Annotated in this window: 22 protein-coding genes and 1 pseudogene; 5 read left to right on the top strand and 18 right to left on the bottom strand. The window is 64.3% G+C overall.

Annotation, left to right across the window (positions count from 1 at the left end):
• Nucleotides 1–102: 102 nt before the first annotated feature.
• Nucleotides 103–489, top strand: a pseudogene (locus tag CXY80_RS20660) (DUF222 domain-containing protein); the annotation flags it as partial.
• 117 nt (nucleotides 490–606) lie between these two features.
• On the opposite strand, the gene CXY80_RS19970 reads toward CXY80_RS20660, so the two are convergent.
• The 12 genes from CXY80_RS19970 to CXY80_RS02695 form a co-directional block, all read right to left on the bottom strand.
• Nucleotides 607–1,275, bottom strand: coding sequence for a hypothetical protein (locus CXY80_RS19970; protein WP_233194865.1), 669 nt, complete (start codon nucleotides 1,273–1,275; stop codon nucleotides 607–609).
• A 44-nt stretch (nucleotides 1,276–1,319) separates the two neighbouring features.
• Nucleotides 1,320–1,979: a hypothetical protein gene (locus CXY80_RS02640; protein WP_092452937.1), complete on the bottom strand. Its 660-nt coding sequence runs from the start codon at nucleotides 1,977–1,979 to the stop codon at nucleotides 1,320–1,322.
• Complete coding sequence (pilM, locus tag CXY80_RS02645) at nucleotides 1,976–3,028, bottom strand: type IV pilus assembly protein PilM (protein ID WP_104131508.1); 1,053 nt, start codon at nucleotides 3,026–3,028, stop codon at nucleotides 1,976–1,978. The genes CXY80_RS02640 and pilM overlap by 4 nt, the downstream gene beginning before the upstream one ends.
• A 57-nt stretch (nucleotides 3,029–3,085) precedes the next feature.
• Nucleotides 3,086–3,919 carry an A24 family peptidase gene (locus CXY80_RS02650; protein WP_104131509.1) on the bottom strand — a complete coding sequence of 278 codons (834 nt, stop codon included), beginning with the start codon at nucleotides 3,917–3,919 and terminating at the stop codon, nucleotides 3,086–3,088.
• On the bottom strand, nucleotides 3,916–5,229 hold the full coding sequence (locus CXY80_RS02655) for a hypothetical protein (protein WP_104131510.1): 1,314 nt from the start codon (nucleotides 5,227–5,229) through the stop codon (nucleotides 3,916–3,918). The genes CXY80_RS02650 and CXY80_RS02655 overlap by 4 nt, the downstream gene beginning before the upstream one ends.
• Nucleotides 5,214–5,777: a prepilin-type N-terminal cleavage/methylation domain-containing protein gene (locus CXY80_RS02660; protein ID WP_104131511.1), complete on the bottom strand. Its 564-nt coding sequence runs from the start codon at nucleotides 5,775–5,777 to the stop codon at nucleotides 5,214–5,216. The genes CXY80_RS02655 and CXY80_RS02660 overlap by 16 nt, the downstream gene beginning before the upstream one ends.
• The gene (locus CXY80_RS02665) at nucleotides 5,774–6,175 is read right to left on the bottom strand and encodes a prepilin-type N-terminal cleavage/methylation domain-containing protein (protein WP_104131512.1); all 402 of its coding nucleotides are present in this window, start codon (nucleotides 6,173–6,175) and stop codon (nucleotides 5,774–5,776) included. The genes CXY80_RS02660 and CXY80_RS02665 overlap by 4 nt, the downstream gene beginning before the upstream one ends.
• 72 nt (nucleotides 6,176–6,247) lie before the next feature.
• Nucleotides 6,248–6,682 (bottom strand): type II secretion system protein, encoded by a 435-nt coding sequence (locus CXY80_RS02670; RefSeq protein WP_104131513.1) that lies wholly within the window; start codon nucleotides 6,680–6,682, stop codon nucleotides 6,248–6,250.
• Between the two features lie 140 nt (nucleotides 6,683–6,822).
• Nucleotides 6,823–8,052 (bottom strand): type II secretion system F family protein, encoded by a 1,230-nt coding sequence (locus CXY80_RS02675; protein WP_158251542.1) that lies wholly within the window; start codon nucleotides 8,050–8,052, stop codon nucleotides 6,823–6,825.
• Nucleotides 8,052–9,353, bottom strand: a complete 1,302-nt coding sequence (locus CXY80_RS02680) for a type IV pilus twitching motility protein PilT (protein WP_304466167.1) — start codon at nucleotides 9,351–9,353, stop codon at nucleotides 8,052–8,054. The genes CXY80_RS02675 and CXY80_RS02680 overlap by 1 nt, the downstream gene beginning before the upstream one ends.
• A 21-nt stretch (nucleotides 9,354–9,374) precedes the next feature.
• Entirely contained in the window at nucleotides 9,375–11,096 is a 1,722-nt protein-coding gene (locus tag CXY80_RS02685; protein ID WP_092453007.1) for a GspE/PulE family protein, read from the bottom strand.
• Nucleotides 11,097–11,780: 684 nt separating this feature from the next.
• Nucleotides 11,781–12,287, bottom strand: coding sequence for an OsmC family protein (locus CXY80_RS02695; RefSeq protein WP_092452960.1), 507 nt, complete (start codon nucleotides 12,285–12,287; stop codon nucleotides 11,781–11,783).
• A 156-nt stretch (nucleotides 12,288–12,443) separates the two neighbouring features.
• Here CXY80_RS02695 and CXY80_RS02700 point away from each other — a divergent pair, with 156 nt between their 5' ends.
• The gene (locus CXY80_RS02700; RefSeq protein WP_092452963.1) at nucleotides 12,444–13,751 is read left to right on the top strand and encodes an O-acetylhomoserine aminocarboxypropyltransferase/cysteine synthase family protein; all 1,308 of its coding nucleotides are present in this window, start codon (nucleotides 12,444–12,446) and stop codon (nucleotides 13,749–13,751) included.
• On the top strand, nucleotides 13,751–14,320 hold the full coding sequence (locus CXY80_RS02705; RefSeq protein ID WP_104131514.1) for a CoA-binding protein: 570 nt from the start codon (nucleotides 13,751–13,753) through the stop codon (nucleotides 14,318–14,320). Before CXY80_RS02700 ends, CXY80_RS02705 begins: the two co-directional genes overlap by 1 nt.
• Before the next feature lie 88 nt (nucleotides 14,321–14,408).
• On the opposite strand, the gene CXY80_RS02710 is transcribed toward CXY80_RS02705, so the two are convergent.
• Nucleotides 14,409–15,782, bottom strand: a complete 1,374-nt coding sequence (locus CXY80_RS02710; RefSeq protein ID WP_104131515.1) for an LLM class flavin-dependent oxidoreductase — start codon at nucleotides 15,780–15,782, stop codon at nucleotides 14,409–14,411.
• Between the two features lie 137 nt (nucleotides 15,783–15,919).
• On the opposite strand from CXY80_RS02710, the gene CXY80_RS02715 reads away from it, so the two are divergent.
• Both CXY80_RS02715 and acs read left to right on the top strand, forming a co-directional pair.
• Nucleotides 15,920–16,510, top strand: a complete 591-nt coding sequence (locus CXY80_RS02715) for a flavin reductase family protein (protein ID WP_104131516.1) — start codon at nucleotides 15,920–15,922, stop codon at nucleotides 16,508–16,510.
• Nucleotides 16,511–16,580: 70 nt separating this feature from the next.
• Nucleotides 16,581–18,638, top strand: coding sequence for an acetate--CoA ligase (gene acs / locus CXY80_RS02720; RefSeq protein WP_104131517.1), 2,058 nt, complete (start codon nucleotides 16,581–16,583; stop codon nucleotides 18,636–18,638).
• Between the two features lie 441 nt (nucleotides 18,639–19,079).
• Here the strand turns inward: acs and CXY80_RS02725 are convergent, their stop codons facing one another.
• Genes CXY80_RS02725 through CXY80_RS02745 form a run of 5 tightly spaced genes read right to left on the bottom strand, consistent with a single transcriptional unit; the run spans nucleotide 19,080 to nucleotide 25,936 of the window.
• Nucleotides 19,080–19,739 (bottom strand): hypothetical protein, encoded by a 660-nt coding sequence (locus CXY80_RS02725; protein WP_104131518.1) that lies wholly within the window; start codon nucleotides 19,737–19,739, stop codon nucleotides 19,080–19,082.
• Nucleotides 19,726–20,580 carry a PP2C family serine/threonine-protein phosphatase gene (locus CXY80_RS02730; protein ID WP_092452981.1) on the bottom strand — a complete coding sequence of 285 codons (855 nt, stop codon included), beginning with the start codon at nucleotides 20,578–20,580 and terminating at the stop codon, nucleotides 19,726–19,728. Before CXY80_RS02730 ends, CXY80_RS02725 begins: the two co-directional genes overlap by 14 nt.
• A 2-nt stretch (nucleotides 20,581–20,582) precedes the next feature.
• On the bottom strand, nucleotides 20,583–22,088 hold the full coding sequence (locus CXY80_RS02735; protein WP_104131519.1) for a DUF5684 domain-containing protein: 1,506 nt from the start codon (nucleotides 22,086–22,088) through the stop codon (nucleotides 20,583–20,585).
• Nucleotides 22,089–24,680: a transglutaminase domain-containing protein gene (locus CXY80_RS02740; RefSeq protein ID WP_104131520.1), complete on the bottom strand. Its 2,592-nt coding sequence runs from the start codon at nucleotides 24,678–24,680 to the stop codon at nucleotides 22,089–22,091.
• Entirely contained in the window at nucleotides 24,677–25,936 is a 1,260-nt protein-coding gene (locus tag CXY80_RS02745; protein ID WP_233194874.1) for a DUF58 domain-containing protein, read from the bottom strand. Before CXY80_RS02745 ends, CXY80_RS02740 begins: the two co-directional genes overlap by 4 nt.
• Between the last annotated feature and the right edge of the window lie 13 nt (nucleotides 25,937–25,949).

Raw genomic sequence — 25,949 nt, forward strand, 5'->3', positions numbered from 1 at the left:
GAGCGGACGGGAGCAAGCGACGGCCAGGTGCTCAGTCCTTGCCCGCAGGAACCGGGCGACATCCGCTCGATTGGTGAGAAGCAGGCCGGCATCCTCCGCGCGGTGTTCGAAGCGGCCGATCGACAGCCGGGAACCCCGACGATGGGCGGCGCGGCACCAACGGTGCTGGTGCACATCCACATCGACGACCTCCTCGCCGGGCGCGGCGCCGGCTGGATCGACGGCATCAACGGCCCCCTCAGCGTCAAACAAGTCGAAGAACTCGTCTGCGCCGGCGGCTATCAGCCCGTGTTGTTCGGCCACCAGGGTCAGGTTGTGCACCTCGGCACCACCAACCGATTCTTCACCAACAGCCAACGCCGAGCATTAGCGGCCCGTGATGGTGGCTGTGTCATCCCCGGCTGCACCGTGCCACCCCACCTCACGCAGGCTCACCACGTTATTCCCTGGAATAAGGGCGGTCTGACAAATATCGACAACGCCGTTCTCATCTGCAACGCCGCGCATGCCAGCATCGAAACGTCCGGATGGAACATCGACATGCGACACGGACGCCCCTGGGTCCGCGGACCNCCGGTCGCGGTGTCCACCAGTGCCTGGCAGGTGCTACTGGGCGAGAGCCAGGGCGCTGGGATCCAGAAGCACGTAGATCATCCCGGTGATAGCCAGCTCCGTGGTGTCTGTTCCCTGGGGGGCCTCGGTCACCAACGTGGAAATGGACACGGTTCGCTCGCCATGCTGCAGACCGGCAACGAAGTCAAAGAGATTACTCTGGGCTCCCTGAACCGACATAGTGATGGGAAGCGCGAGGTAGGCGCCGTCGCTAAACGAGTTCGCCGCGGCGTTGGCTGAGTCGGCAGAGTCCGCATCCGGCACTGGCATCCCTGGTGGCGGCACAGCGTCGTCACCAGCGTCACCAGCGTCACCAGCACCAGCACCAGCACCAGCCGACAGCGCGGCCCCCGCTACTTGTTTATATGCCACCGCGTCGCCGAGGGTCAACGACTCAAGGATCACATTGTTCTGATGAGCGATGACTTCGAGCTGCCCGACGAATGCCGGAATCGCCGCGTCGGGCGGGACAGCCGTCTGCAGCGTGCCCAGATAGGTGCGGAATTCGGCGATGCCGTCAAAGTCGTGTTGCAAGCTCTCGAGGGCGATCTCATACTCGGCGTTCTGCGCGTCCACGACCTCGCGGTGGGCGGTTAAGGCTCGCACCTCCTCGAGCTTCGGCGCAATCCCCAGGAGCCCGCCCAGAACTACGGCGGCGCTCACGGTAGACGCCATCACTGCACCGAATAGTCGATTTCGATTCATGATCAGTTTCCCCCGCCTACGCGATTCGCACGGGCATCCGCATTGATGTTGATTTCAATGTCCACGACGTAGGTACCCGATTCTGAGCGCGTGATCGAACCGAGGCTGGCATCAGCAAACCCGGGCAGCATCTTCAGATTCGTCAGCCATTGCGGTACGGCCGGCAATGATGGACTGGTCAGGCTGAGGGTGAGAGTGGCCACGCGGGGGTTGTGCAGGGCAACGGTGCTTTGGGCGTAGTCCTCCCACGGCGAGCCGGAGTCAATCGTCACCGCATCGATGGTGACCACGCTGGGCAAAATTACGCGCACTTCAGCCAGGTAGGCTCGCCAGTCGATTTCGGTTTTGGTTCCGACCGTTCGTGCGGCCGCCGTCAGGTCGATCTGTGCCTGAACACTCCGCACCTGCGAATACTTGGCAGATTCCAGAAGCAACTCGTTGGTGCGCGCCTCAGCGTGCGCGAGATCGGCTTGGGCAACCCCGGCTTGCACGGAGACCGCCCCGATCGATGCCGCCATGAAGAAGACGACTCCAGCGGATGCGGCCAGAATGATGCGGCGCAGCATTTTGCCCTTGCGTTTGGCCTTAAGTTCAAGGGGCAGCAGGTTGGCTCGAGGCTCGCCGCCGTAAACCAGCTCCCGCCGGTTGCTGCGGTGCTTCATGCTTTGCTCCCCAGGGCCAGCCCGAGAGCTGCAACGAAAGTGCACTCCGATTCTTGCAATGCGGCCCGATCCACATCGGGCCCCAATTCCAGACCTCCGAAGGGCTGAGCCGTCAGCACCGGAAAGCCGGTGACTTCGCGCAGAGCGGTTGGAAACCCACCGAGCCGAGCTCCACCGCCCATGAGCACGATGTGATCGATCGGCAGCTCCGGCCAATTGTTGGTGAAGTACTGCACCGTATTGCGCAGGCTTTCGAGCAATTCGGCCGTGACCTCGCGGATGACCGTGGCAGCGATCGCGTCGTGCGGTGCCACCACGTCCGTCAGACCGAGCTTCATTTTGAGCACTTCAGCTGCCTCCTCGTCAATACCGAGGCGCGCACGCAATGCCTTGGTCAGCTGGTTGCCGCCCGAGGGAATGACCCGCACAAACTGCGGTACACCTCCAGAGGAAATGAGCACACTCGATGAGCCACCACCAATATCGATCTGTGCGATCACACCGGGAGCCGTGACCCCGCGGTGAATGGCCCGGCTGCGCGCAAACGCCATAATGTCGACGTTGATGCTGCGCAGCCCAGCGAGTTTTTCGGCCTTGATGTGGGCCTGCACGACGTCCTTCGTCGCGGCGATCAAGAGTCCGGAAACTTGCGGCTCTGACTCGCCTTCACCGTCGACCTCCTTGATGGGGTAGAAATCGAGCAGCGCTTCGGCCGTGGGGAACGACAGCAGGTCCTGCACCTGAAACGGCAGCGACTCACGAATGCGTCGCAGCGACATTTTCGGCACGGTCAGGTTTCGCACCACCATGCGGTGATAGCCCATTCCGAGCACGACGTCTTTGCTCGTGAACCCGCCGGTCGACCAGAGACGCTTGAGGGCAGCGCCGACGACGGCCGGTTCGAGTACCTCGCCGCGGCTGACCGCGCCGAACGGCAGTGGATGCTCATGGCACCGCAGCAACACGGGATTCTCCGTTTCGGCGTCGCGCACCTCGACGGCGCGCACGGCGGTGGTGCCGATATCGATTCCGACCACACGTGGCGTCATTGTTGTTCCCCCGGTGAAATGTGAGTGTGCAAGGTAAAGGTAGTGAGGCGCGAGCGTCTAGGTGAGTCCGTACAGAGTCAGGTAGCCGGCCGCCATCGACTGACCGAACACGGCGCCGAGCCAGGCGGCCAGGAGCATCCAGGGGCCAAACGGAATGCTGCTGCGCCGCCCGGCCTTGCGGGATACCAGCAGCCCGATTCCGAAGAGCCCCCCGAGCAGAAATGCCCCAAATGCGCCCACGATCAGCGGTGCCCAGCCGAGCCAGCCGAGATAGAGGCCGAGCACACCGGCGAGTTTCACGTCGCCGAGGCCCATGCCGCCTGGGCTGATCAGGGCCAGCGCAAGGTAGAGGCCGAACAGGGCGGCCGCACCGATCAGGGCGCTCAGCAGACGGCCCGGTTCTCCAGAGACGAGAGCGGCCGCGGTGAGCAGCACTGCGCCCACCGGATAGACCGGTAGCAGAATCTTGTTGGGCAGGGTGTGGGTATCGAGATCGATCATGGCGAGCGCGACGCTCACCGCAGCGAGGTACAGAAACGCGACAAGCACGATGATCTGGGCGAGCAACGCGTCCGTCGAGACCAGTGCCCCACCGTCGCCGCTCGAAAACACCCAGAGTGCGACGACCGCGAAGAACACGCCGGTGCCCAGCTCCACCAGCGGGTAGCGCACCGAAAAGGCGGCCCCACAGTGCCGGCATTTGCCCCGCAGCAGCAGCCACGACAGCACGGGAATGTTGTCATACGAGCGGATGCGCGCGCCGCAACTACCGCAGGCACTCGGCGGGGACACTATGGACTTGCCTGCCGGAATCCGATAGATAACGACGTTCAGGAAGGAACCAATGAGCAGGCCGAATATGCCGGCGAACACCGCTAGTAGTGCCGTCATTTGTCGCCGTTCGTTCGATCGCGGCTGGAAAGCAGAGTCCATCGGGAATCGTCTGGGTCAGAACCAGCGGGCATCGCGCCGTAGAGATCCGTGCCCGGGATGCTCATCGGGACAAAGTCAACATTGCTGGTATTGTTCACCACAAAACTTTCGGAATAGATTTGTCCTCGCCACTGGGTCCGGTTGAAGACGACGGCGCATGGCGTATACAGCATCGCCGAAATCTCGGTATCGAATTGTACGGAGCCGTTGACGGTGAAGTTGGAACTGCATTTGTTCGCTCCGAGCGCCTCAACTCCCGGTGCGATGAACCATATCTTGTGGTCGTTTCCGTCACTCGCGACCACTGAGAAATCATTGACGACCACCTCGTGGAAAAGAAAAGCAATGTCAGATTTCACATTCATTTCAATGCTGCCAAAGTCAAAGGTGTCACACTGGCGAACATCGACGATAGTCGGCTTCGTGAGGTTGCGAAGGTCCTCATAGAATTGGTGGAGCGAATCACCCGAATTGTCCTGCACCCATGATCCGAGCTGGCACTTCTTACTGCCCGGCGCGACAAGCTCATTGCTGTCGGTCGAGAAGGGAACAAAACCCTCCTTCTCGAAGTCACTCCAGTCGTAAGTAAACGTCACCCAACTGGCAATGTCGACGGTGCCGTTGGCGTATACGTCCCCTGCCACGGAACACGAGTTGTAGAGACTAACGGCCCCGTTCACGATGAGATTTCCGGCTATCGTGCCGCTGGACGTGCAGGTGTAGTCGCCGGTGGCAACGACGACATCTACCGGTGACCCCAAACTATCCTTGGTACTGAATTGATTGACCACGGCGCTTCCATACGAATAGACGACGGGGCCGGGGCTGACCGTGCCGGATATGGTGAATATACTTTCGACGACTCTCGTGGTCTTGAGTCCGGCTGAGTCGGCGCCGGCATGACCGGTGGAGACGATCTGTACTTCCGTTTCGTCCGCAGCTCCCGTCGGACATTTTTGGACCCACCCAGTGGCATGGGTCCAAACCGTTGAGGTGTAGGCCGGAAGCGTGCCGTCGGGGCTCTGAAATAAACCGTCGGTCGGGCAGGACGAGGGGGTGCGCTGCAATTCGGCGAGGGCGGCATCGATGCCGGCCTCGGCGGCGGCCTGGGCCTGCACTCCGGCGCGGATTGAAGTCGTGACGGTTAGAGCTTGCAGGGATGACGACGTTACGGTGAGCGTGATGACCAGGAGGACCGCCATCACACCGACGACGGCTATGAGGGCACTTCCGCGTTCGCCACTGTGCCGACTCAGTCTGCGAAACATGTTTTCTCGATACTGCTCGGCGCTCGTTGTGTGACGGTCGTGTGCACGACGACCGGCATGGTTCCTCCGACCGTGAACGACAGTTTGACCTGGCCCTGGACGACCACGGAAAACACGGGCTCCGTGAGATTGACCGCGCTAATTCCCTGGCCTTGCACGGTCCAATCTTTCAGCCCTTCAGGCGCGGGCGCAGTCACTCGTTCGTCCCCCGTGTTGACCGTGTACAAGACGCCGGAATCGAAATACCAGGCCCGGCAGGACAGGTCGGATGTGTCGTCCATTCCGGCTGTCCTGATCACGAGCAGGTTCCCGCTAACTGCTACCTCGGTGGCGTTTCGCACATCTCGCTTGATCGACTCGGCGATCAGCTGCGCGGTGTTGGCGCCATCCGAGGAAGAGACCACGTCTCGCTGGGCTCGCACCGCGTTGAGCAGAAAGCCACCCACGAGGGAGAGGATCAACAGCGAGAGGCTGATGTAGATGACCAACTCGACCAGGGTGAAACCGGTCTCGCGGCGGCGAGGGCCCACCGGAATGATGTCGGTCATCCGTTCACCAAGATGAGCGTGACCGCTTGGGCCAGAAATTTGTCTGCCCCCGTAATCTGGACTTTGCTCGTGTATGACAACGTCGTCGGCACGCCCGCTCCGCACCCTTCAACGCCAGCCCACACACCGGTCACCGTGAACTCGCCCTCTACTCTGGAGTCCGCGGCGGGACGGGGATCACACGTCACGGTTGACTGTCGAGCACGGTCGAGATCGGCACTCAACAGCTGAGTCGCGGTCGCGATCAACGCGTTGGTGCGGGCCAGCTGCTGGGACTGCACGAGGACGGGCAGAAACGCCATGGCCATGATGCTCAGCAGAAACATCGAGACGATGACTTCGACGATTCCGAAGCCAGCGTTCCTCGTTTCGGGGTCAGCGGGAAGAGTCGCGCTCATCTCGTCGTACTCTCTCCTTGTGGCTTAGTAGCTCAATGCTCCTCGGCGGGTTTGCGCAATCAATCAGCCCGGCTAGGGCTCTGTCGTCGACGCCGACGTGGACTCGGAGATGTACTGCGTATGCGTACCTGTTGTGGCGTCCGCTGGCTTCCATTCCCCCGTTAGAACAAAAGTATTTTCGTTGGGCGAAACACCGGCGACGCCTGTAATGAGGATGTCGTCGCTCGTAGAGTACGAGTCCAAACCTGTGGAGAGTTTGCCGACGGCATCCGAAACCGATGTCCCCTTCGTTACCTCGACAGCAATCGCGGTCTTCGCCTGGGTCAGCTGGGTCGCGACGGCGGAATCCTTGGCCTTATCTTGCTGGTTCAAATAAATCGGAACAGCGATGGCAGATAGAACGCCGAGAATCACCACGACAATTAGAAGCTCGATGAGCGTGAAGCCCTTGTCGCTGCGACCGAGGGTCATGCGTTTATTGCCTAGGACGGACATGATGCGGTTCATGGTGGTTCCTTTAGGTGGCGTTTCTGGGAGCAGAACGGTGCGGCTACTCATACTTCAACCTAGGTTCTACCCCCGGTGAAATAAATGGATTTTTGGGGTTTACCCACCCCCAGATATAGTGCAGCCCCAACTGGGGTGGACTATCCGACATAGTCGAATACGTTGAACATCGGCAGGTAAAGAGCGACAACCATCCCTCCGACGATGATGCCGATCACGGCGATCATCAGGGGTTCGATCAGGGCGGTGAGCTGCTGGGTCGTCGACTGCACTTCCTGATCGTAGAACTCAGCAATCTTGCGCAGCATCTGCTCGAGCGCGCCGGCATCCTCTCCCACCGCGATCATCTGCGTAACCATTGCCGGGAAGACCGGTTCGAGGGCGAGTGGGCCGGCAATCGACCGGCCTCGACTCACCGATTCCTGCACTTTGTGCAACGCTTCTTCGATGACCCAGTTTCCTGAGGTCTCCCCTACAATCTTCAGGGAACCCAGAATGGGCACGCCAGCGCCGATCATGGTGGCGAAGTTGCGACTGAACCGAGCTATCGCGAGCTTAGCGAGCACAGGGCCGACTACGGGCAGTTTGAGCTTGAGTGGATCGGCCACGCGTCGCACGCGCTCGGTGTGCCGATTTTTGCCCCACCACAGCCATGCCAACACCGCTCCTACGATCAGTATCGGGGCGACCCAGAGCATGATGTTGGAAAGGTGCACGAGCACCTGGGTCGCGATCGGCAGCTGACCACCGAGCTGTTGAAACATGTCCTCAAACACGGGCACGATGAAAATGAGCATGCCAATGATGGCGAGCACCGCCATGATCATCACGATCACCGGGTAGGCCAGGGCCGTCTTGATCGTGTCACGCAGGCGCACCTCGGTTTCGAAGTTGTCGGCGATGGAGCCCAGCGAATCCTCGAGAAAACCGCCGATCTCGCCGGCGCGAACGAGGTTGATCATGATCGGCGGAAAGACCTCGTCGTGCTTGTCAAAAGCGTGCGACAGGGACATGCCCGTTTCGACGTCGCTGCGAATGACCGAGATCACCTGCGCGAGCCGACGATTCTGGGTCTGCTCCGAGAGAATGATCAGCGTACGCAGCAGCGACAGACCGGCTGCGGTCATGGTCGCCATCTGGCGACTCATCACGGCCAGATCGGCGAGCGCGACCGGCTTGGTATACCCGGGCAGGTGCAGATCCATATTGAGGCCACGAATCGGGCGGGCTGGAACGATCGAGATCGGCGACAGCCCCATGGTGCGCAGCTGCTGCAGCGCAGCACGCTCCGACCCGGCGTCCATGCGCCCCCTAACGACCTTGTCGTCGTCGTCCCGACCCGAATAGGCGAAGGAGAGTTCAGCGGCCATTAGCGCCTCCTCGATGTGAACGAGTCGTTGAAGTCGATCTCGGCCAGGCTCAGGTCGCCGAGCGCGGGATCGCTTGGATCAATCTTGTGCACGAGTTGCTTGAGCACCTCGATGTCCTGGGCCTTTTCCTCCGCCGCCTGCCGCGTGATCAGGCGGGCGTCGACGAGCTCGGCGAGGTGCTGATCCATGGTGTGCATGCCGGTGGCGCGGCCCGATTGCAGCGCAGATCCGATCTGATGGGTCTTGCCTTCCCGAATGAGGTTGGCGATGGCTGGCGTTGAAACCAGAATCTCGGTGGCCACCACCCGTCCACCCCCGACCTTGCGCACGAGCGTCTGACAAAGCACTCCGCGCAGGGTCGCGGCGAGCTGCGCCCGCACCTGGGCCTGCTGGTGGGCGGGAAAAACGTCGATCATGCGGTCGATGGTTTGGGCGGCATCCTGCGTGTGCAGGGTCGAGAAGACCAGGTGGCCCGTTTCGGCGGCGGTCAGCGCGACCGAGATGGTCTCGAGGTCGCGCAGCTCGCCGATCAGAATGACGTCGGGGTCCTGCCGCAGCACGTGTTTGAGCGCCGCGGCGAAACTGTGCGTGTCCTGCCCGACTTCGCGCTGGCTGATCACACACTTCTTGGACTCGTGCACGAACTCGATCGGGTCTTCCACCGTGACGATGTGGTCGGTGCGGGTGCTGTTGACAAGGTCGACGATGGCCGCGAGCGTGGTCGTCTTGCCCGAACCGGTCGGACCGGTGACCAGCACCAGGCCCCGCGGCAAATGCGCAAACCGCGAAACGGATGCCGGCACGCCCAGTTCACTCAGCGACCTGATCGCATTAGGAATCAACCGAAATGCGCCGCTGACCGAGCCGCGCTGCTGGTAGAAATTGACGCGGAACCGAGTCGACTCGATCGTGTACGCGAAGTCGAGTTCGAGTTCGCGCGCGAATTCCTCCCGCTGCTCGGGCGAGAGGATGCTGCCGAGGGCCGCCGCGACCTTGCCCGGCGACCAGCGCGCCCAGCCGACGATGGGCCACAGGGCACCGTCAATGCGCACGCTCGGAGGTGCACCGCCGGCCACGTGCAGGTCTGATCCGCCAGCATGAGCGACCAGGCGCAGGGCGGCGAGCAGGTCGGGGTCGATATCAGTGGCCGGTGGCTCATCTGTGACTAGGTCGGTTGCCGGTGGTTCGCCGGGCTCGCGCTCGCTGGACAGGGCGCGCATCGCGTGCAGAATGCGAGCCGTTGGGGTGGGGTCTGCGGTGCTGTCGTCGGTGGGCATCCGGTCGTAATCGGGTCGGCTCATGACAACTGCCCTCCCGCTGCTCTAGGAGACAACGCGGAGTACCTCATCCACCGAGGTCAAGCCAAGGGCGACCTTGGCCCAGCCGTCTTCACGCATGGTGATCATGCCCTGCTTGCGCGCGGCGGCCCCGATCTGGGCGCTCGAAGCGTGCGCGACGGTGAGGCGCTCGATCTCCTCGGACACCGTCATGACCTCGTGAATGCCGAGGCGACCGCGGTATCCCGTCTGCGAGCAGCTTGAGCATCCGGCCGACTTGTAGATCACGGTGCCGGTGGTGGTGGGGTCGATGGCCGGACCGATCTCGGGCCGGATCGTTGAGCGGTTCGAGACGTAACCCACGGTGGGGTTGACCACGAATCCCAGATAGGCGAGGTCGGTGCGGTGGTCTGGCACCTTGCAGCGGTCGCAGAGCCGACGGGCGAGTCGCTGGGCCACCACACAGTCCAGGGCCGATCCCACGAGAAACGGTTCGACTCCCATTTCGATCAGGCGGGTCATTGCACTTGGCGCATCGTTGGTGTGCAGCGTCGACAGCACGAGGTGACCGGTGAGCGAGGCCTCGATCGCGATTTTCGCGGTCTCCTGGTCGCGAATCTCGCCGAGCAGCACCACGTCGGGGTCTGAGCGCAGAATCGAACGCAGGGCGACGGCGAAGGTGAGGCCGGCCTTGCGGTTCACCTGCACCTGATTCACCCCGGGCATGCGGTATTCCACCGGGTCCTCGACCGTGATGACGTTGATTTCGGGCCGGGAGATGGCGTGCAGCGTCGTGTAGAGCGTGGTCGACTTGCCCGACCCGGTAGGGCCGGTGACCAGGATCATGCCGTACGGCTTGGTATACGCCATTTCGAACTCGTTGAAGTTGTCGGTGAGCAGATTGAGGCCGCTCATCTTCATCGATGAGGTGGCGTTGTCGAGAATACGCAGCACCACCTTTTCACCCCAGACCGTGGGCAGAATGGCGACGCGCAGATCGACGGTGCGGCCGTTGTGGTGCACCGACATGCGACCGTCCTGCGGTTTGCGCCGCTCGGCGATGTCGAGGTCGCTCATGATCTTGATGCGCGAGGTGACGCCGCCGGCGATAGTCGATGGCGCATTCTGCATATCGTGCAGCACGCCGTCGATGCGGTAGCGCACCCGCAGGCCGCCTTCGCCGGGTTCGATGTGAATATCGGAGGCCTTGTCCTGGATCGCCTGGCTGACCAGCAGGTTGACGAAGCGCACGATCGGCGCCGCGTCATCCGCTTCTGTATAAGTTGACGTCTCGTCGACATCGTCGCTCTCGGCCGTGAGGGTGGAGCTGAGGTCGATCAGTTCACTGTCGGCGCGGTGGTAGCGGGCGATGGCCGCCTGCAGGTCGGAGGGTTCAACGACGACCGGGGTGACCCGCATGCGGGCGGCTTCGCGCACGTCATCGACGGCGAATACGTCGCCGGGATTGACCATGGCCACCACGAGACGGCCGTCTTCGAAGGCGATGGGCAGCACGTTGGCGCGGCGGCAGACTGCGGCCGGCACCTTGGCCACGGCGAGCCGGTCGACGGGATAATCCAGCAACTCGACGAAGGGCAGATTCTTCTGCTCGGCGCGCGCCTGGGCGAATTGCACCTCGCTGATCGTGCCCGCGTCGACCATGCTGCGCACGGCGGCCTCATCGGCGCGGTCGCTCCGGCGCACGGTGTCGAGGTCCTCGATCGGAAGTAGGCCGTGCACGATCAGAATTTCGGTCAGGCTGGTCACGAACGCGCTCCCCCGGGATACCACGTGGGTACCGCCACCCGGCCAGTGAATGACGCACAAAACGGATGACGGCACAAAAGTAGAGCTTCAGGGTAGCCCGTGAGTAAAACAGCTGCACAGCCCCACTGTATGGGGCGCTCATTCGGGGGTGTTTCGGTCCGGTCTACGGCAGGGTGTCGGCGGTTAATGCGCCCTTGGCGGCTCGAGTGTTCGTGGGTCGGGCCGCGGTCGAGGCGGCCGCATTGTCGCTGGGGATATCGCGGCGCCAGGTCTATGTACTGATCAAACGCTATCGAACAAGGTCGGGGTTAGCGACGGATTTGGCTCCCGGGCGATCCTCTCATGGGAAAGGTACGTGGCGGCTGGACGCCGAAGTTGAAGACCTCGTCAGTGAGGTGGTGCGGAAGCAGTTCCTGATGAATCGGAGGTAGTCGCCGTCCAGTGCCCCAACGATTCGTCCGTCCGGAGCGAAGGTCGCTTCCATCCACCTGGGCTTCTTGTTCTTGAATCTCTGAATAACCTTGATCCGAAGACTTCTGACGAGGACCTTTGCCTCTGCTGAGTTTGGGTTCTCCAGATTCACGAACTGGGTCAGATTACGAATCACGTCATCGGCCAGGTGCTTGTTCGCGCTTGACAGCTGCTGTACTGCGTAGCCTCGATCCACCGATCGGTGGATCGAGGCTACGAGTGGACGCTGTGCGATACCGCTAATTTTGGCGGAACGGCCAGTGTCTGGAAGACGACGCAATAGCGTTCCGTCAAACGGATAAGGGTGGCGATCTGCTCCTCATCCGCATCGGATGTTAACTCGAACCGCATCCTGATGTCCTGAAATCCGACCGCCGTCTGCTTGTCGACGGCGAGCGTGCCGCGAAAATCGAGGTCTCCCTCGGCGTGCACCACACCGGTGACGTCGATGCCAAGCGAGGAAGCGACTGCGGCCAGAGTCACCCCCGCGCAGGCAACGAGTGCCTGGAGGAGCATATCGCCTGAGCACACGGAGAGACCGTCGCCTCCGGTGGCGGGGTGCAAACCAGCCTCCACCAGGGCCTGCCCGGTCTGCACCGAACAACTGATACCCGCGCCCAGTTCACCGTTGGCCCGAAGCGTCACCAGGGCGGCGTCGGGGTCATCGCGGTACTGCTGCTTCAGAGGAGCTTGCACCGTGCGCAGGTCACTGATAGTCACTGGTCATCATCTCCAAGTAGTTTCGAAGCGTGCGGTCGGCGACGCTTCCTCCTTTACAGTATCCGCCGGCAACTGGAGCTACCGCAGATTGCTCCCATTGTTACCGTGCATGTCCACACAAAGTTGCCGGGGAGCACGTTCCGGTAGCGTGAAGGAATGGCAAACCACGACCGCACAGACAGGGAGTGGGGTTTTCGCACCCGTTCCATCCACGCAGGAAATGTTCCAGATGCGGTGACCGGCGCCCGAGCCATTCCCATCTACCAGACCACGGCCTTCGTGTTCGATGACACCGCTGATGCTGCGGCCCGGTTCGCCCTACAAAAGTACGGCAATATTTACTCCCGCCTCGCCAACCCGACGGTCGCCGCATTCGAGGAGCGTGTGGCAAGCCTTGAGGGTGGGCTGGGCGCTGTCGCAACCTCGAGCGGCCTGTCGGCGCAGTACATTACCTTCGCTTCGCTCGTGGGTTCCGGCGACCACATCGTCGCATCTGCGAGCCTCTATGGCGGTTCCCTCACGCAGCTCGACATCACGCTGCGTCGGTTCGGAGTTGAGACCACTTTTGTGCCGGGCACGGATGCGGCCGACTATGCCGCAGCGATTACTGACAAGACCAGACTGATCTTCGCCGAGTCCATCTCCAACCCGTCCGGCGAGATCGCCGACCTCGAGGGTCTGGCCGACGTCGCCCACGCCGCGGGTATTCCGCTCATCATCGACTCGACCTTTGCCACCCCCTACCTGAACCGGCCAATGGAATGGGGAGCAGACGTGGTCATCCACTCGGCGACGAAATTTCTCGGCGGCCACGGGACCACTCTGGGTGGTGTCGTGGTGGAGTCCGGTCGGTTCGACTGGAACAGCGGCAAGTTTCCCCTGTTCGACATTCCAGTGCCGGCGTACGGCGACCTCAACTGGTCGGGCAACTTCGGCGAGTATGCCTTTCTCACCCGCCTGCGTGCCGAGCAGCTGCGGGATATCGGACCTGTCCTGGCCCCACACTCCGCGTTCCTCCTCGCCCAAGGCGTCGAAACCCTGGCCTTTCGGATGGAAGCGCACGTCGCCAATGCCAGGATCGTCGCGGAGTGGCTCGAAGCCGATCCCCGAATCGAATTCGTCAATTGGGCCGGGCTCCCCTCGCACACGCACTTTGACCGCGCCAAGAAATACCTGCCGAAGGGACCGAGCTCGATCTTCAGCTTCGGCGTCAGGGGCGGCAGGGATGCCGGGCGCACTTTCATCGAGTCAGTGACCCTGGCCAGCCACCTCGCCAACGTCGGCGACGCGAAGACACTGGTTATTCATCCGGCGTCCACCACTCACGCGCAGCTCACCGAGCAGCAGCTTGTTGACGCGAAGGTGTTGCCGGGCCTTGTACGCATTAGCGTGGGGATCGAAGATCCAGACGACATTATTTACGACCTCGACCAGGCGCTGAGCCTGGCAACCGGAGGCAAGTGATGAGCACGGAAGCAGTACCCTCCCCATTGGCCAACGGCCCCGCCTGCGAACTGCCGGTTAGCGTGGCCGGCGCGAACCGAGTGAAGTCCCCGCGAACCTGGATCGGTCCCAGCGCCAAGGAACGCCTCAAGATTCTGCAGAGTGCCACGTCGGTCGCCATCGTGGGCGCATCGCCCAACGCGGCGCGGGCAAGCTACTTCGTGGGAACCTACCTGCTGCAGTCCAGCAGCTACCGGGTGTATTTCGTCAACCCGAACGCCGACGAGATTCTCGGCCACAAGACCTACCCCACCCTTGCCGCACTGCCCGAGGTGCCCGACATCGTCGACGTGTTCCGCCGGGAAAGCGAAATCTCCTCGGTTGTCGATGACGCCGTCGCCATCGGCGCTCCGACCGTCTGGATGCAGCTTGGCATTTGGAACCAGGATGCGGCGACCTACGCGCAGAGCCAGGGTCTGACGGTAATCATGGACCGCTGCCTCAAGATTGAGCACGCCCGCTTCAACGGCGGCCTCTATCTCCTCGGCTTCAACACCGGCGTGATCTCGGCACGAAAGACGGCCCGCTGAGAGCCGACACTGCCCTCGTAATTTCACCGTGCGACGCCGCCCAGCGGCTCTCTGATCACTCGAGAGCCGCTAACCGACTGGCCGCGACCTAAGCGGATCGCACCCGGTAGTTCGCCCCCTTGTGCTCGTCGGGAAGACGGCCGCCCCGTCCGTGCAACTTGTTGCGCAGCGTGCCCTCGACGTACTCCTTCGGGTAGGCACCACGAGCCTGCAGCTCGGGGATCACATAGGTGACGACATCCTCAAACGTTCCGGGGGTGATGGCATAGGCCAGGTTAAAACCGTCCACATCCGCCTCCTCCACCCACTCCTGCAGGGTGTCGGCAATCTCCGAGCCTGAACCAACAATGAACGGGCCGAGGCCGCCGATAGCCGCCAGTCTGGCTATATCGCGTACCTTCCATTCGCTGCCGTCTGCATTCGCCTCCTGATAGTTGGCCACGACGGACTGAATCGCGTTGCTCTTGACATTACCGATGGGCTCGTCGAGGTCGTACTGCGAGAGGTCGATGCCCATCCAGCCGGACATGAAGACGAGCGCGCCCTCCTCGCTGGCATACGAGAGGTAGTCCTGGTACTTGTCCGTCGCCTTCTCCGACGTCTCGTCGGTGATGATCGTGAGGAGAGTGTAGATGCGCGCGGAATAGCGGCTGCGGCCTGCTTTTTCGAGGGCATCCCGAATTTTCGTGACGGTGGCCTTCAGCCCAGCCTTGGTCGATGACGCAACGAAGATCGCCTCTGCATTACCGGCAGCGAAGTCGATGCCGCGGGAGGATGCCCCCGCCTGGTAGATCACCGGTGTACGCTGCAGCGACGGCTCAGAGAGGTGGATACCCGGGACCGTGAAGTGCTTGCCGTGGTGGCCGATCTCGTGAACCTTGCTCGGGTCGGTGAACACCCCGGATTCGCGGTCGCGGATGACGGCGTCGTCCTCCCATGACCCTTCCCACAACTTGTACAACACCTCGAGGTACTCGTCCGCGTGGTCATACCGCGCGTCGTGCTCGAGCTGGTCTTCTTGACCCATGTTTCGTGCGGCGGATGGTAGGTATCCGGTGACCACGTTCCAGCCAACCCGCCCATTGGTCAGGTGGTCAAGGGTCGACATCCGTCGTGCAAACGGATACGGATGCTCGTACGCCGTACCAGCGGTCACCCCGAACCCCAGATGATCTGTCACTAATGCCATCGCCGAGATCAGCAGCACGGGGTCATTCACGGGAACCTGCGCACCATGCCGGATCGCGGCCTCATTCGAGCCGCCGTACACGTCGTAGGTGCCCAGAACGTCAGCGATGAAGATTCCGTCGAATCTTCCGCGCTCCAATAGTTTTGCGAGCTCGGTCCAGTAGTGCAGGTCTTTGTACCGCCAGGACTGGTCATCCGGGTGCCGCCACATTCCAGAGGACTGGTGGGCGACACAGTTCATGTCAAAGGCGTTGAATCGAATCTGTCTGGGCATCTGTCTATCGTGACTGTTGAGACCCGAACCGCGGCTTATGACGCAACATGGCGTCACATTACGACAGACATTCACGCTCAAAGCTCCCGACGGGGGACCCTTGATTCTGTCTTTGATTATTTTGTGAACGGAACCCGATGAGAACTCAAGAACAGGCCGCACTCGCCGGGCCGTGGCCGACCGACGGTGACCAGGGTGCGAAACATCTCGGTGGGCTGCTTCCGGACGAGTTCAAGCTGGCGTTTCGCAATCACGCCGCCGGCGTCGCGGTGATCACCGCCGATGCCGGCGACGGCCCGGTCGGCCTGACCGCCACCTCGGTGTTCTCGGTGAGTGCCGAGCCACCGCTGCTGGTGTTCTCCCTCTCGGATCACGCCTCCAGCGCTCCGACCATCCGCCGCGCCGACACTGTCGTCGTGCATCTCCTCGGAGCTGAGCAATTGAACATTGCAAAGCTCTGCGCCACCAGCGGCGTCAACCGTTTCGCCGATACTGAAATTTGGGCCAGGCTCGCTACCGGTGAACCGTATTTCCCCAGCGCACACGCCTGGATTCGTGGGCGCATCATCAACCGGATGGCCGCGGGCAGTTCCACGATCATTGCCGTGCACGCACTCGAAGCCACGGTCGCCACCGATCAAGGCGGATCCGACCCGCTGGTCTACCACAACCGCACGTGGCACAGCCTCGACGAGCACTCGGCGCTGCGGAGCGTACCGGGAGCGTGAGGAGCGCCTACATTACGCCGCCTTACCGGCTCGTGTGCGCCCCCCTGCGCGGCGCGGTAGCGTCAAAGCGATGACCCTTCCCCTCGAGACCGCTGCAGCCAACGACAGCCTCTACTATCCGCCTTCTGGCCTCGTCGACTACGCCAACGTGGGCTCCGGCGCATGGCCCACCGCCGCGACTGACCCCGTCGCATTCTGGGAGCGGCAGGCCGACCGCCTCGACTGGGCGGAACGCTGGCACACCGCACACACGTGGGAGCCGGCCCTCGCCGACGCCAGCGGCGCGCTCGAATCGGACGGGCATCCGTTGCTTTCGATCCCCCGTGCCCAGTGGTTTCTCGGCGGTCGGTTGAACGTGGCAGTCAATTGCGTCGACCGCCACGTCGATGCCGGGCACGGCGATCGGGTCGCCATCAACTTCGAGGGAGAGCGCGGCGACCGTGAGGTGATCACCTATGCAGATCTCCAGCGCAGGGTTGCGCAGGCCGCGAACGCCCTCATCGCTTTGGGAATCGTGGCGGGCGACCGCGTGGTCGTCTACCTCCCGGTCATACCGGAGACCATTGTCATCACCCTCGCCGTTGCCCGGCTCGGCGCGGTGCATTCCCTGGTGTTCGGGGGCTTCTCGGCCGCGGCGCTGCGATTTCGCCTTGAGGACACCGGGGCCAAACTGCTCGTCACCTCCGACGGCCAGTTTCGCCGCGGGGCCGCCGTAGCGGTGAAAGAGCAGGCGGATGTCGCTGTTGCGGGCATCGACGCGGTCGAACACGTGCTCGTCGTGCGGCGCACCGGAGACCTGACACCCAACGTGCCCTGGACAGCCGGCCGGGATGTCTGGTGGCACGACGTCGTCGACACCGCCGAAAACACCCACGACGCCGAGTTCTTCGACGCCGAAACGCCCCTCTTCATTATCTACACCTCGGGCACCACGGGCACCCCCAAGGGGCTCGTGCACACGTCGGGAGGCTATCTCACCCAAGCGTCGTGGAGCCACTGGGCAATCTTCGATGCAAAAGACTCCGACGTGTACTGGTGCACGGCCGACCTCGCGTGGGTCACGGCCCACACCTACGTGCTCTACGGCCCGTTCTCCAACGGCGCGACCTCCGTCATTTACGAGGGAACCCCAAACATTCCGCACCCTGGGCGCCATTTCGAGATCATCGAACGCTATGCGGTGACAACCTATTACACCGCTCCGACCCTCGTGCGCACCCTCATGACCTGGTTCCCAGATGGCGTGCCCGCCACCTTTGACCTCTCCAGCATCCGCCTCCTCGGCTCGGTTGGCGAGGCGATAAATCCGCACGCCTGGCTGTGGTTTCGAGAGAATATCGGCGCCGGCACGGCCCCCATCGTCGACACCTGGTGGCAGTCCGAGACCGGAGCGGCAATCGTGGCCCCGCTACCCGGGGTCACGGCCCTGAAGCCGGGGTCAGCTACCCACGCGCTGCCGGGACTCACCGTGCGTGTGGTCGACGATCAGGGCACGGATACCGAGCCCGGGTCGAGCGGATCCCTCGTGGTCGACGGCACGTGGCCGGCTATGGCCCGCACTGTGTGGGGCAACCCCGAACGGTACCGCGACGCGTATTGGAAGAAGTACGCCGCGCAAGGCTACTTTCTTGCCGGCGACAGCGCGAAGATCGACGCCGACGGCTACCTGTGGCTGCTCGGACGCATCGACGACGTCATCAACGTGTCCGGACACCGGCTGTCGACCATCGAGATCGAGTCGGCACTGGTCGCGCATCCCGCCGTCGGCGAGGCCGGGGTTGTTGGCATTCATGACGAGACCACCGGGCAGGCCATCGCCGCCTTCGTGATCCCCGCTCGGTCGCCCTCCGCTGCGGAGGCCGCCGATCCCCGGTTCTGGCGTGCCCTCGAAGCGGAACTCTCGCCGGCGCTCCGCTCCCAGGTCACCGTTCAGGTCGGAGCGATCGCTAAGCCGAGGGAGATCGTGGTGGTACCCGACCTGCCGAAGACTCGATCGGGCAAGATCATGCGTCGCCTGCTCGGCGATCTCATGGACGGACGCGAACTGGGCGATACAACGTCGCTGCAGGATGACACGGTGCCGCTCCAGATCAGACAGATCCTAGACGCCAGGCGCTCACCGGGCTAACCGCGTCAACACCCGATATAGCGTCAACGGTGCGCTCAGCAACGTGCCTTTTCAGCGCGGGAAATATGCGCAGGAATCGATTGGTCAGGAACGGCACCAGCGCGGGATTTCTGTGCCGACTAGTTGCGATGAGGTAGCCACTGATGGCAAAAATATGTAGCGACCACGACTATGAATCGGGATCCCGAGGACTCGGGGTGCTGCAGCGATGCCGGTCAACGTGCACGAGTGGCCCACAATCACAGCCAGAGCGGAGACGAGACGCAACCAGATTATTCGTCGGCCTGATGATCGCTCCCCACAATTCGCCCAAGAGGCGACGGTGCCTCTGAACGAAGTATTGCAGTGAGAATGCGCTACCCGTAAGTAGACGAACTCACGACGCGAACCGGCAACGGTCTTCTGCAAGTTCACCTTGCAGGGCTGGGGGCCAGCTGAAGTTCACCAGGTGGCGAGGGCGAAGACGGTGAACGCGACGGCCGCGACCAGAGCGAGCAGGGTGCTCGCAATTATCACGACCAGAGTGATCTGACGTCGACGACGGATGCCCGCCGCGGCTCGCTGACGGATCTCGGCCGCCGCCTCGGCGAGGGCGATCCGGGCCGGATCGAGCGCGATCGGCTGCGACCCAGGTGTGGGTTGGGCTGGCGCGACGATGATTGGGACCGGTCGGGCCTGGTAGCGCACGCTCGAGCCGCTCTGCACCTGCGGCGGCTGGTAGCGACGCTGCAGATCGTCAACGACCGGGATGTGCGCCGGCGGGGTCGCCCGTCGGCTGCTCAGGAGAGTGTCGCTCGCCGCGCTGCCGCGGGGCGAGCGCACGGTTGCTTCGCCGTCGTCTTCAGGGTCGGCGGCGGGGTCGACGAGCGGATCGACCGCTGGGTCGACCGCTGGGCCCACAGCCTCGGGTCGGGCGTGGCGGGCGCGTGCCACGATGCGGGTGCGTTCGTCTGTGGCTCGCTGCACGATGACAGTGTCGTCGTTGTCCGTGCGCTGCACGATCACGGTGTCGTGGTTGTCCGTGCGCTGCACGATTACCGTGTCGTCGTCATCGTCACCGATGTCGGTGTCAGCCCCATCGCGTGGATCAGCGGGCGGCATTGCGGGCCACTCGTTGAACCGGGCGGGTGTCATCGGTTTGAGTGTCGATGGTCTCGGCGTGGTCTTCCTCGATCGCGACACCGTGCCAGGAGCTGACCCCGCCGGCGACGACGTCGATGACGATCACCGAGACGTTGTCGCGCCCGCCGTGCTCGAGAGCGCCGGCGAGCAGCAGGTCCGCGGTCTGCTGGGTGCTGCCGCCGAGCGTGAGCCCGGCCTTGATGCTCTCCTCGGAGAGCTCGCCGTGGAGTCCGTCGGAGCAGACCAGCAGCCGTTCGCCGGTCACCACCGGGCGCAGCCAGTAGTCGGTCGGGCTGTTGTCGGCGCCCATGGCCCGGGTGATCACATTCTTGCGGGCGAAGGTGGCAACATCCGCTTGCAGCAGTGTCCCCTCTTCGATGAGTTCCTGCGCGAGGGAATGGTCGACGGTGAGCTGGCTGAGTTCGCCGCCGTACAACCGGTAGACCCGGGAGTCGCCGACGTTCACGATGAGCCATTGCGGGGCATCGTCGTGGTCGATCAGGACGAGGCCGGTGAGGGTGCTGCCGGCGCCGCGCCCGGTCGCGTCCGACACCGCGCGCACCGCCGCGTGGGCGCGCTCAACGGCTGCTCCGACGTCCTCGGCCAGCAGCCCGGGGTGCGCGACGCAGCTCTGGAATTCGTCGATGACGGCGGAACTGGCCCGATGGCCGGCTTCGAGGCCGCCCATGCCGTCGGCGACGATGAACACCGGGGATGCGGCCAGCAGCGAGTCTTCGTTCTGCTGACGCTTGCGACCGACATCGGAGCGAAAGCCGCACTGCAGTGAGACCTGGGCACTGGTTGGCTGGAGGTGGGTCATCTTCAGGCCTCCAGGTAGATGCGGGCCGCGAGCTCCCCCAGCAAAAACCGCTCGGTCAGCGACGCGCTCGCGCCCGCATCGAGCTCGCTCTCGTCGCCGGCGCCATCGATGAGCACGATGCCGTTGGTCGACTGCAGGTCGCGAATGCCCCAGGCCCCGTCAACGAAATCGAGGCGGGCGTGGGTCTTCGACACGGTCTTGCCGGGGTCCTGCAGCAAAACCAATTGCGCATCCGGATGTGCGCTGCCACGCGCAGGGTTGCGTCCGAGCAGCACGACCGGTTTGGTGAGCGAGACTTTCAGGCCGTGCTCGGTTTCCAGCGTCCATGGTTTCATGCGGCGCACGGCGATCATGGTCTCGTCGAAGTCGTCGTCCTCCGCGAGCTCGGTCTCGGTCTCGGTCTCGGTCTCGGTCTCGGTGCGGTCAGTGGCGCTCGCGGCCGGGCTTGGGGCCGGGATTGAGGCCAGCGGAGCTACTGGTGCAGGGACGACCGGTATGGGCACGACCGGTGCCGGCCCGGCCCACGCGTTCGTCGTGGCGACCGCGTGGGCCGGCGGGGCGGCGAGGGGTGGGGCATCCGTTTCGGCCGGTTGCGCGGGCGCGGCGGGGGCGACCGGCGGCGCAACGAGTGGTGCAGATGCTGGTGCAGACGCTCCTGGAGGTGCAGCAAATGATGCAAGCGCGGCCGGCGGAGCCAGCGGGGCAGGCGGGGCCGTGACGGCCGGAGACTCGGCCGGGGACTCGGCCGGAGACTCGGCCGGGGACTCGGCCGGGGGCGTCGGCGGCGACCTCACGTAGAACGGTGGCGGCCCAGTGGGCAGGACACGCACGACCGGAGGCGGGGGCGTGGGCAGCGCGGCCGACAGCGGCGGCGACACAGGCGCGGGCGGCATCGGTGCAGCGAGCGGCGCGGGCACTGCAGCCGCGTGCGACGGTGCCGCGGCCTGACGAACGGGATCCGGGGCCGCGGTCGGCGCGGACGCCGGGGACACCGGGCGCGCTGCGGGCACTGCGGGAACCGGCGACGCGGGCGACACCGCAGGAACGGGCGACGAGACAGGCGCGGCCGGCGCGGCCGGGCCCGTCAGCGGCGGCACCGGGGTGAACGGCACATACCCGGTTGCGGCCGGTACCGGCAGCCAGCCGGTGTTGACGGACTTGCCGAATCCGAGCACGCCGGCCCAGATGGGGAAGGCGACCAGGTAGAGCAGGGTGAATCCGCCGCCGTGGCCGAGCCGTCGGTTGACGTTGTTGACCGCCAGGATGAAGACGATCAGGGCTCCGATATCGACGACCGGGATGAACAATCCCACGACCCACAGGGCCGGATACCGACCGAGCTCAAACAGGGTGATGATGTTGACGATCGGCACCCACGCCTTCCAGGCCTGTTCGCCGAGCTTGACGAAGACCTTGCCGAGGGCGATCGACGAAAACACATACAGGCCGAGGCCGAGTAGCACGGGCACCACGACGACGGCGATGACCGCTCCAGATGATTCATCCATTTACGATTTGCGGCCGCTGGTGCGCGGTCGCTCCCCCATTCTGCTGCTGGAGCGCCGGTTTGGGCGCACTGTGGTGACGTCTAGTCGAACTGTGCTGTGGCTGTGGTGTTGAAAACTGCGCGATCGGCCGGCATCCGCCAGTCGAGAGAAGGAGCGCAGCGAGAGGGCGGCACGCCAGCGGTCGCGCCTGGTGCCGCTCGCGGCCAGCCCGGCGCGCTCAGCGGTGACGAGCGCCCAGAAAGCGTCACTGTCGCTGGCAACCGGGGGCACTTCGCCGAACACGGCCTGGTCGGCAAGCGCCGCGAGCATCTTGCCGCCGGCCGACTGGTAGTGCCGGGCGATCTCGACGCGGGTCATGCTGCCCTGGTCGGCGAAGCCGCGGTCGACGGCGGCGTCGACGTATTCGTCCCAGCCGCCGGCGAACCGCGCCGACACGTCCGGCGCCCGCGCCCGGTCCCGGCGTCGCTTGAACTTGGCGCCCAGAATGACCAGGAACGGTGTGCTCACCACAAGCAGGGCGGCGAGGCTGATGCCGCCGATCTTCAGGGCCGCGAACAGCCAGGCCAGGTCGGTGCGGGTGACCGGTTCTTCTTCCTGCTGGTCTTCGCCACTGGTCGGGTTCGCCTCGGGGGCCCGCCGTTCGGCAGCTCCCTCGGGCAGCACCTCGGTGTTGTACTGCGGGTCGCGGGTGGCATCGTCGATTGGTGAGAGCGGGTTCTGAAACTGCGGGGTCGCGTCCACGGTGATCCAACTGCCGTCCACTCCGGCCACTTCGACCCAGGCCGCAAGGTTCTGGCCCGAGCAGACACCCTCGACGCAGGCCCCGGGTGCGCCAGTTACCTCGTCGACCGCCGCGAGGCTGAATCCCAGCACTACACGGGATTCAAACCCGAGGTGCTGGGCCAGCAGCGCGGTCGCCACGGCGAATTGTTCGTCATCGCCGACGGCGGCGACCAGCTGGGAGTTCTCGGTCGAGGTGGTGTTGTTCTGCTTCTCCAGCAGGGCGGTGAACAGGGCATCGATGCGCGCGACCGAGTGGCCGGACAGGCTCGGCGAAAACTGGTAATCACCGAGGTCAGCGGTCCAGGACTGTGCCGTTGGAGTGGTCAGTGCGTGGCTGAGATAGCCGCGCTCCCGCAGCCGGCTGACGAGTTCGGCCAGTCCGGCACCGTCACTGCTGACCTCCTGCGCGGTGACCCAATCGGCGAGGCTCGCCGGAATCAGCGACTCATCGATCAGTCTGGACGCAGCCGCCGGGCGGGCGAGACCGGCCAGATCCGTCGCATCCGCTTCGCTCGGGGCAATGATCGTGTAACGGTCGCCGCTTTCGAGGGCATTCAGTTGAATACCGGATGCCGTCCCCGCGTTGTAGAAGAACCCGTCGCTAAGTTCCGCCGCGCGTTCGCCGGCAAAGCGGATGCTCGACAGCGCGTCGGTCCCCGGCATCCACACGCCCTGATACCCGCTGATCGCAAACGCGGTCGCCCGGCCGCCGCTGGCCGAGCCGCGGCTGTGGGGCACCCGGGCAAACGCGGTGTCCTGATCGCTCACGCCCGATATAGGATCGACGACCCGAAAGACCTCGCCGTCATAGTGACTGAGCACGGCCAGGCGCACCCGGCTCGTCGGGTCGCCCTCAACAGAAGTCACCGTGAATAGCTCTTCGTCATACCGCTCGGCGCTGAAGAAACTGCGGTATTGGCTCAGCGGGCTGACGTACTCGCGCAGCTCGACGGCGGGGTCGATGCTGCTGCGCAGCACCTCGCGGGCCGGAGTCGACGCTACCGCCGACAGCCCGCCGAGCGACACTGCGACGGCGAGTGCGAGCACGCCGAAGGCGAGTGCGCCGCGGCGCACCCGCCCGCCGAGGCCGCCAGGAGTGCGGCGCACCCCGGTCGTGCGGGCCGCCAAATTGAGGGCTTCGCTGCGGGCCAGGTGGGTGCGCCAGGCCAGAAAGCCGAAGCCGAGCAGCAGTGCGGCCAGTCCGATCAGGCTCTCCCGCGGTGCCGGAACGGTGAACCCGGCCAGCACCATCGGTGCGCTCTCGGCGCCGGGCCCGAACACCAGCCCGAACAGTTGCACGGCGAAGATCAGGGGAACGGCGAGGGCGTAGCGTCGGCCGCCGCGCCAGGCGAGCGTCAGGGACGCTGTCGTGCCGCCGAAGAACAGCACGAAGGCCGGCACCAGCAGGGTCTGGTACGACCCGACCGGCAGCGAAATGGTGACGAGTTCCTTCCAGCTGAACACCGTGGCGGCGACCAGGTCGAGCAGGCCGCCGAGGGCACCCGAGACGCTGGATAGCGCCGACGGCACGGCGAGCGGAACGCCGAGCAACAGGTAGACGCCGAGGGTGGCCAGCAGCAGGCTGAACCAGGACCAGCCGCGGGCGCGAGCAAGCCAGGCCAGCAGTATGCCCGCCGCGATCGCTCCGGCCGCCATCACCAGATAGCTGCTGTCCTGGTAGATCGGCCAGGCCGCCCAGACGGCGACCAGCAGCATCAGCACCACGAACAGGGCGTTGATCACGAGGGACCGTCGCTGGCTGGGTGCGCGACGCGGCCGACGCAAGGGCAGGAAACCGGGCGCGCTCATGCGGCCCGCCGGCTCAGCAGGGAACGAAAGTCGTCGAGCACGCCGATGGTCAGCACGCTCGTGCCGGCCAGGTCGCGAAAGCTCGGCTGAGCTTTCGGGTTGCACAGAACGGCAACGACCCGCACGTTGCCGTCGAATTTGAGGGTGAGCGCCTGCAGCCGCCGGGCGGTCATGGCCCCGCCGCACACCACGAACGCGATCGACATATCGGGCACCACCTGGGCCGCGAGCAGACAGACATCTTCAACGTTCATGGCCTGCGCACTGGTCTCAATCGCGGTGAGGTCGTCGAGCAGGGTGCGGGTCGATACGACGCTCAAACTCCGCACCGAACGGATGCTGCTGCGCACGATATCGGGAATCTCCTCGCTCGCCACGACGGCCAGGTCCCGACCGTCGCGAATCGCGCGCACGCCGAGCGAACCGGTGGCGCTGACCGCCATCTCGAACTCGTCCTCGGAAGCGTATTCCGCCTGGTTCAGGCTCAGCACGATAGCTAGGCGCGAACGCCGGCTCTCCTCGAACTGGCGCACCATGAGCTTGCCGGTCTTGGCGGTTGACTTCCAGTGGATGTGTCGCTGCCCGTCGCCCGGCGCGTACTCCCGAATGGCGTGAAACGAGATATCGGAGTCGACGATGTCACTCGTCGGGTTGCCCTCGAGGTCGCGCACGAATCCGGCGCTCGTGCTCGGAATCGACACGGTCACCGGGTGCACGAACAGGCGATTCACGTCGGCCCAGGCCACTTCGCGGCCGAGCACGCCGAGCGGGTCGCTGCGCACGGTCGTGACCGGGCCCACATCGATGATGCCGCGGCGGTACGCGGGCACGCGAACGTGTTCCTCGTGCACCTGACCGGCGCGCAGCAGCGGCACGTAGACATCCGCTAGCCCCCGGCCGATTGGAACGTCGACGCGACCGGGCAGTTCGAGCCGCTTGGAGATATTGGTGACGGTGAGGGTGCCGAGCACTTCGGAACCGGCCACGACCCGATCGACCGGCAGCGTGAAATCGACGCTGTAGGCGCGGCCACCGGCCAGAAACGGCAGTGAAATGAGGATGAGGGCGACCGCCACCCAGCCGATCACGATCAATTCGGTCCAGCCCAACGCCAGGCCGAGCGGCAGCAGCACGATCGCGGCCGTGACCACGACCCAGCCGGCCGGCGTGACCGTTTCGCCGACCCAGTCGACGGATGCCCGCACACCGATTCGCACAGCGCGCGCGGCCCGCATCCAGAGCACGACGGCGCCCACGAGGGTCAACGTC

The sequence above is a fragment of the Cryobacterium sp. M91 genome, from assembly GCF_002929615.1.
Lineage (GTDB): Bacteria > Actinomycetota > Actinomycetes > Actinomycetales > Microbacteriaceae > Cryobacterium > Cryobacterium levicorallinum.

Bases quoted from the DNA above. Each gene is read 5' to 3' on its own strand.
- CXY80_RS02640 (WP_092452937.1), bottom strand. From the start codon at position 1,979: ATGAAGCACCGCAGCAACCGGCGGGAGCTGGTTTACGGCGGCGAGCCT.
- pilM (WP_104131508.1), bottom strand. From the start codon at position 3,028: ATGACGCCACGTGTGGTCGGAATCGATATCGGCACCACCGCCGTGCGC.
- CXY80_RS02650 (WP_104131509.1), bottom strand. From the start codon at position 3,919: ATGACGGCACTACTAGCGGTGTTCGCCGGCATATTCGGCCTGCTCATT.
- CXY80_RS02655 (WP_104131510.1), bottom strand. From the start codon at position 5,229: ATGTTTCGCAGACTGAGTCGGCACAGTGGCGAACGCGGAAGTGCCCTC.
- CXY80_RS02660 (WP_104131511.1), bottom strand. From the start codon at position 5,777: ATGACCGACATCATTCCGGTGGGCCCTCGCCGCCGCGAGACCGGTTTC.
- CXY80_RS02665 (WP_104131512.1), bottom strand. From the start codon at position 6,175: ATGAGCGCGACTCTTCCCGCTGACCCCGAAACGAGGAACGCTGGCTTC.
- CXY80_RS02670 (WP_104131513.1), bottom strand. From the start codon at position 6,682: ATGAACCGCATCATGTCCGTCCTAGGCAATAAACGCATGACCCTCGGT.
- CXY80_RS02675 (WP_158251542.1), bottom strand. From the start codon at position 8,052: ATGGCCGCTGAACTCTCCTTCGCCTATTCGGGTCGGGACGACGACGAC.
- CXY80_RS02680 (WP_304466167.1), bottom strand. From the start codon at position 9,353: ATGAGCCGACCCGATTACGACCGGATGCCCACCGACGACAGCACCGCA.
- CXY80_RS02700 (WP_092452963.1), top strand. From the start codon at position 12,444: ATGGCAAACCACGACCGCACAGACAGGGAGTGGGGTTTTCGCACCCGT.
- CXY80_RS02705 (WP_104131514.1), top strand. From the start codon at position 13,751: ATGAGCACGGAAGCAGTACCCTCCCCATTGGCCAACGGCCCCGCCTGC.
- CXY80_RS02710 (WP_104131515.1), bottom strand. From the start codon at position 15,782: ATGCCCAGACAGATTCGATTCAACGCCTTTGACATGAACTGTGTCGCC.
- CXY80_RS02715 (WP_104131516.1), top strand. From the start codon at position 15,920: ATGAGAACTCAAGAACAGGCCGCACTCGCCGGGCCGTGGCCGACCGAC.
- acs (WP_104131517.1), top strand. From the start codon at position 16,581: ATGACCCTTCCCCTCGAGACCGCTGCAGCCAACGACAGCCTCTACTAT.
- CXY80_RS02725 (WP_104131518.1), bottom strand. From the start codon at position 19,739: ATGCCGCCCGCTGATCCACGCGATGGGGCTGACACCGACATCGGTGAC.
- CXY80_RS02730 (WP_092452981.1), bottom strand. From the start codon at position 20,580: ATGACCCACCTCCAGCCAACCAGTGCCCAGGTCTCACTGCAGTGCGGC.
- CXY80_RS02735 (WP_104131519.1), bottom strand. From the start codon at position 22,088: ATGGATGAATCATCTGGAGCGGTCATCGCCGTCGTCGTGGTGCCCGTG.
- CXY80_RS02740 (WP_104131520.1), bottom strand. From the start codon at position 24,680: ATGAGCGCGCCCGGTTTCCTGCCCTTGCGTCGGCCGCGTCGCGCACCC.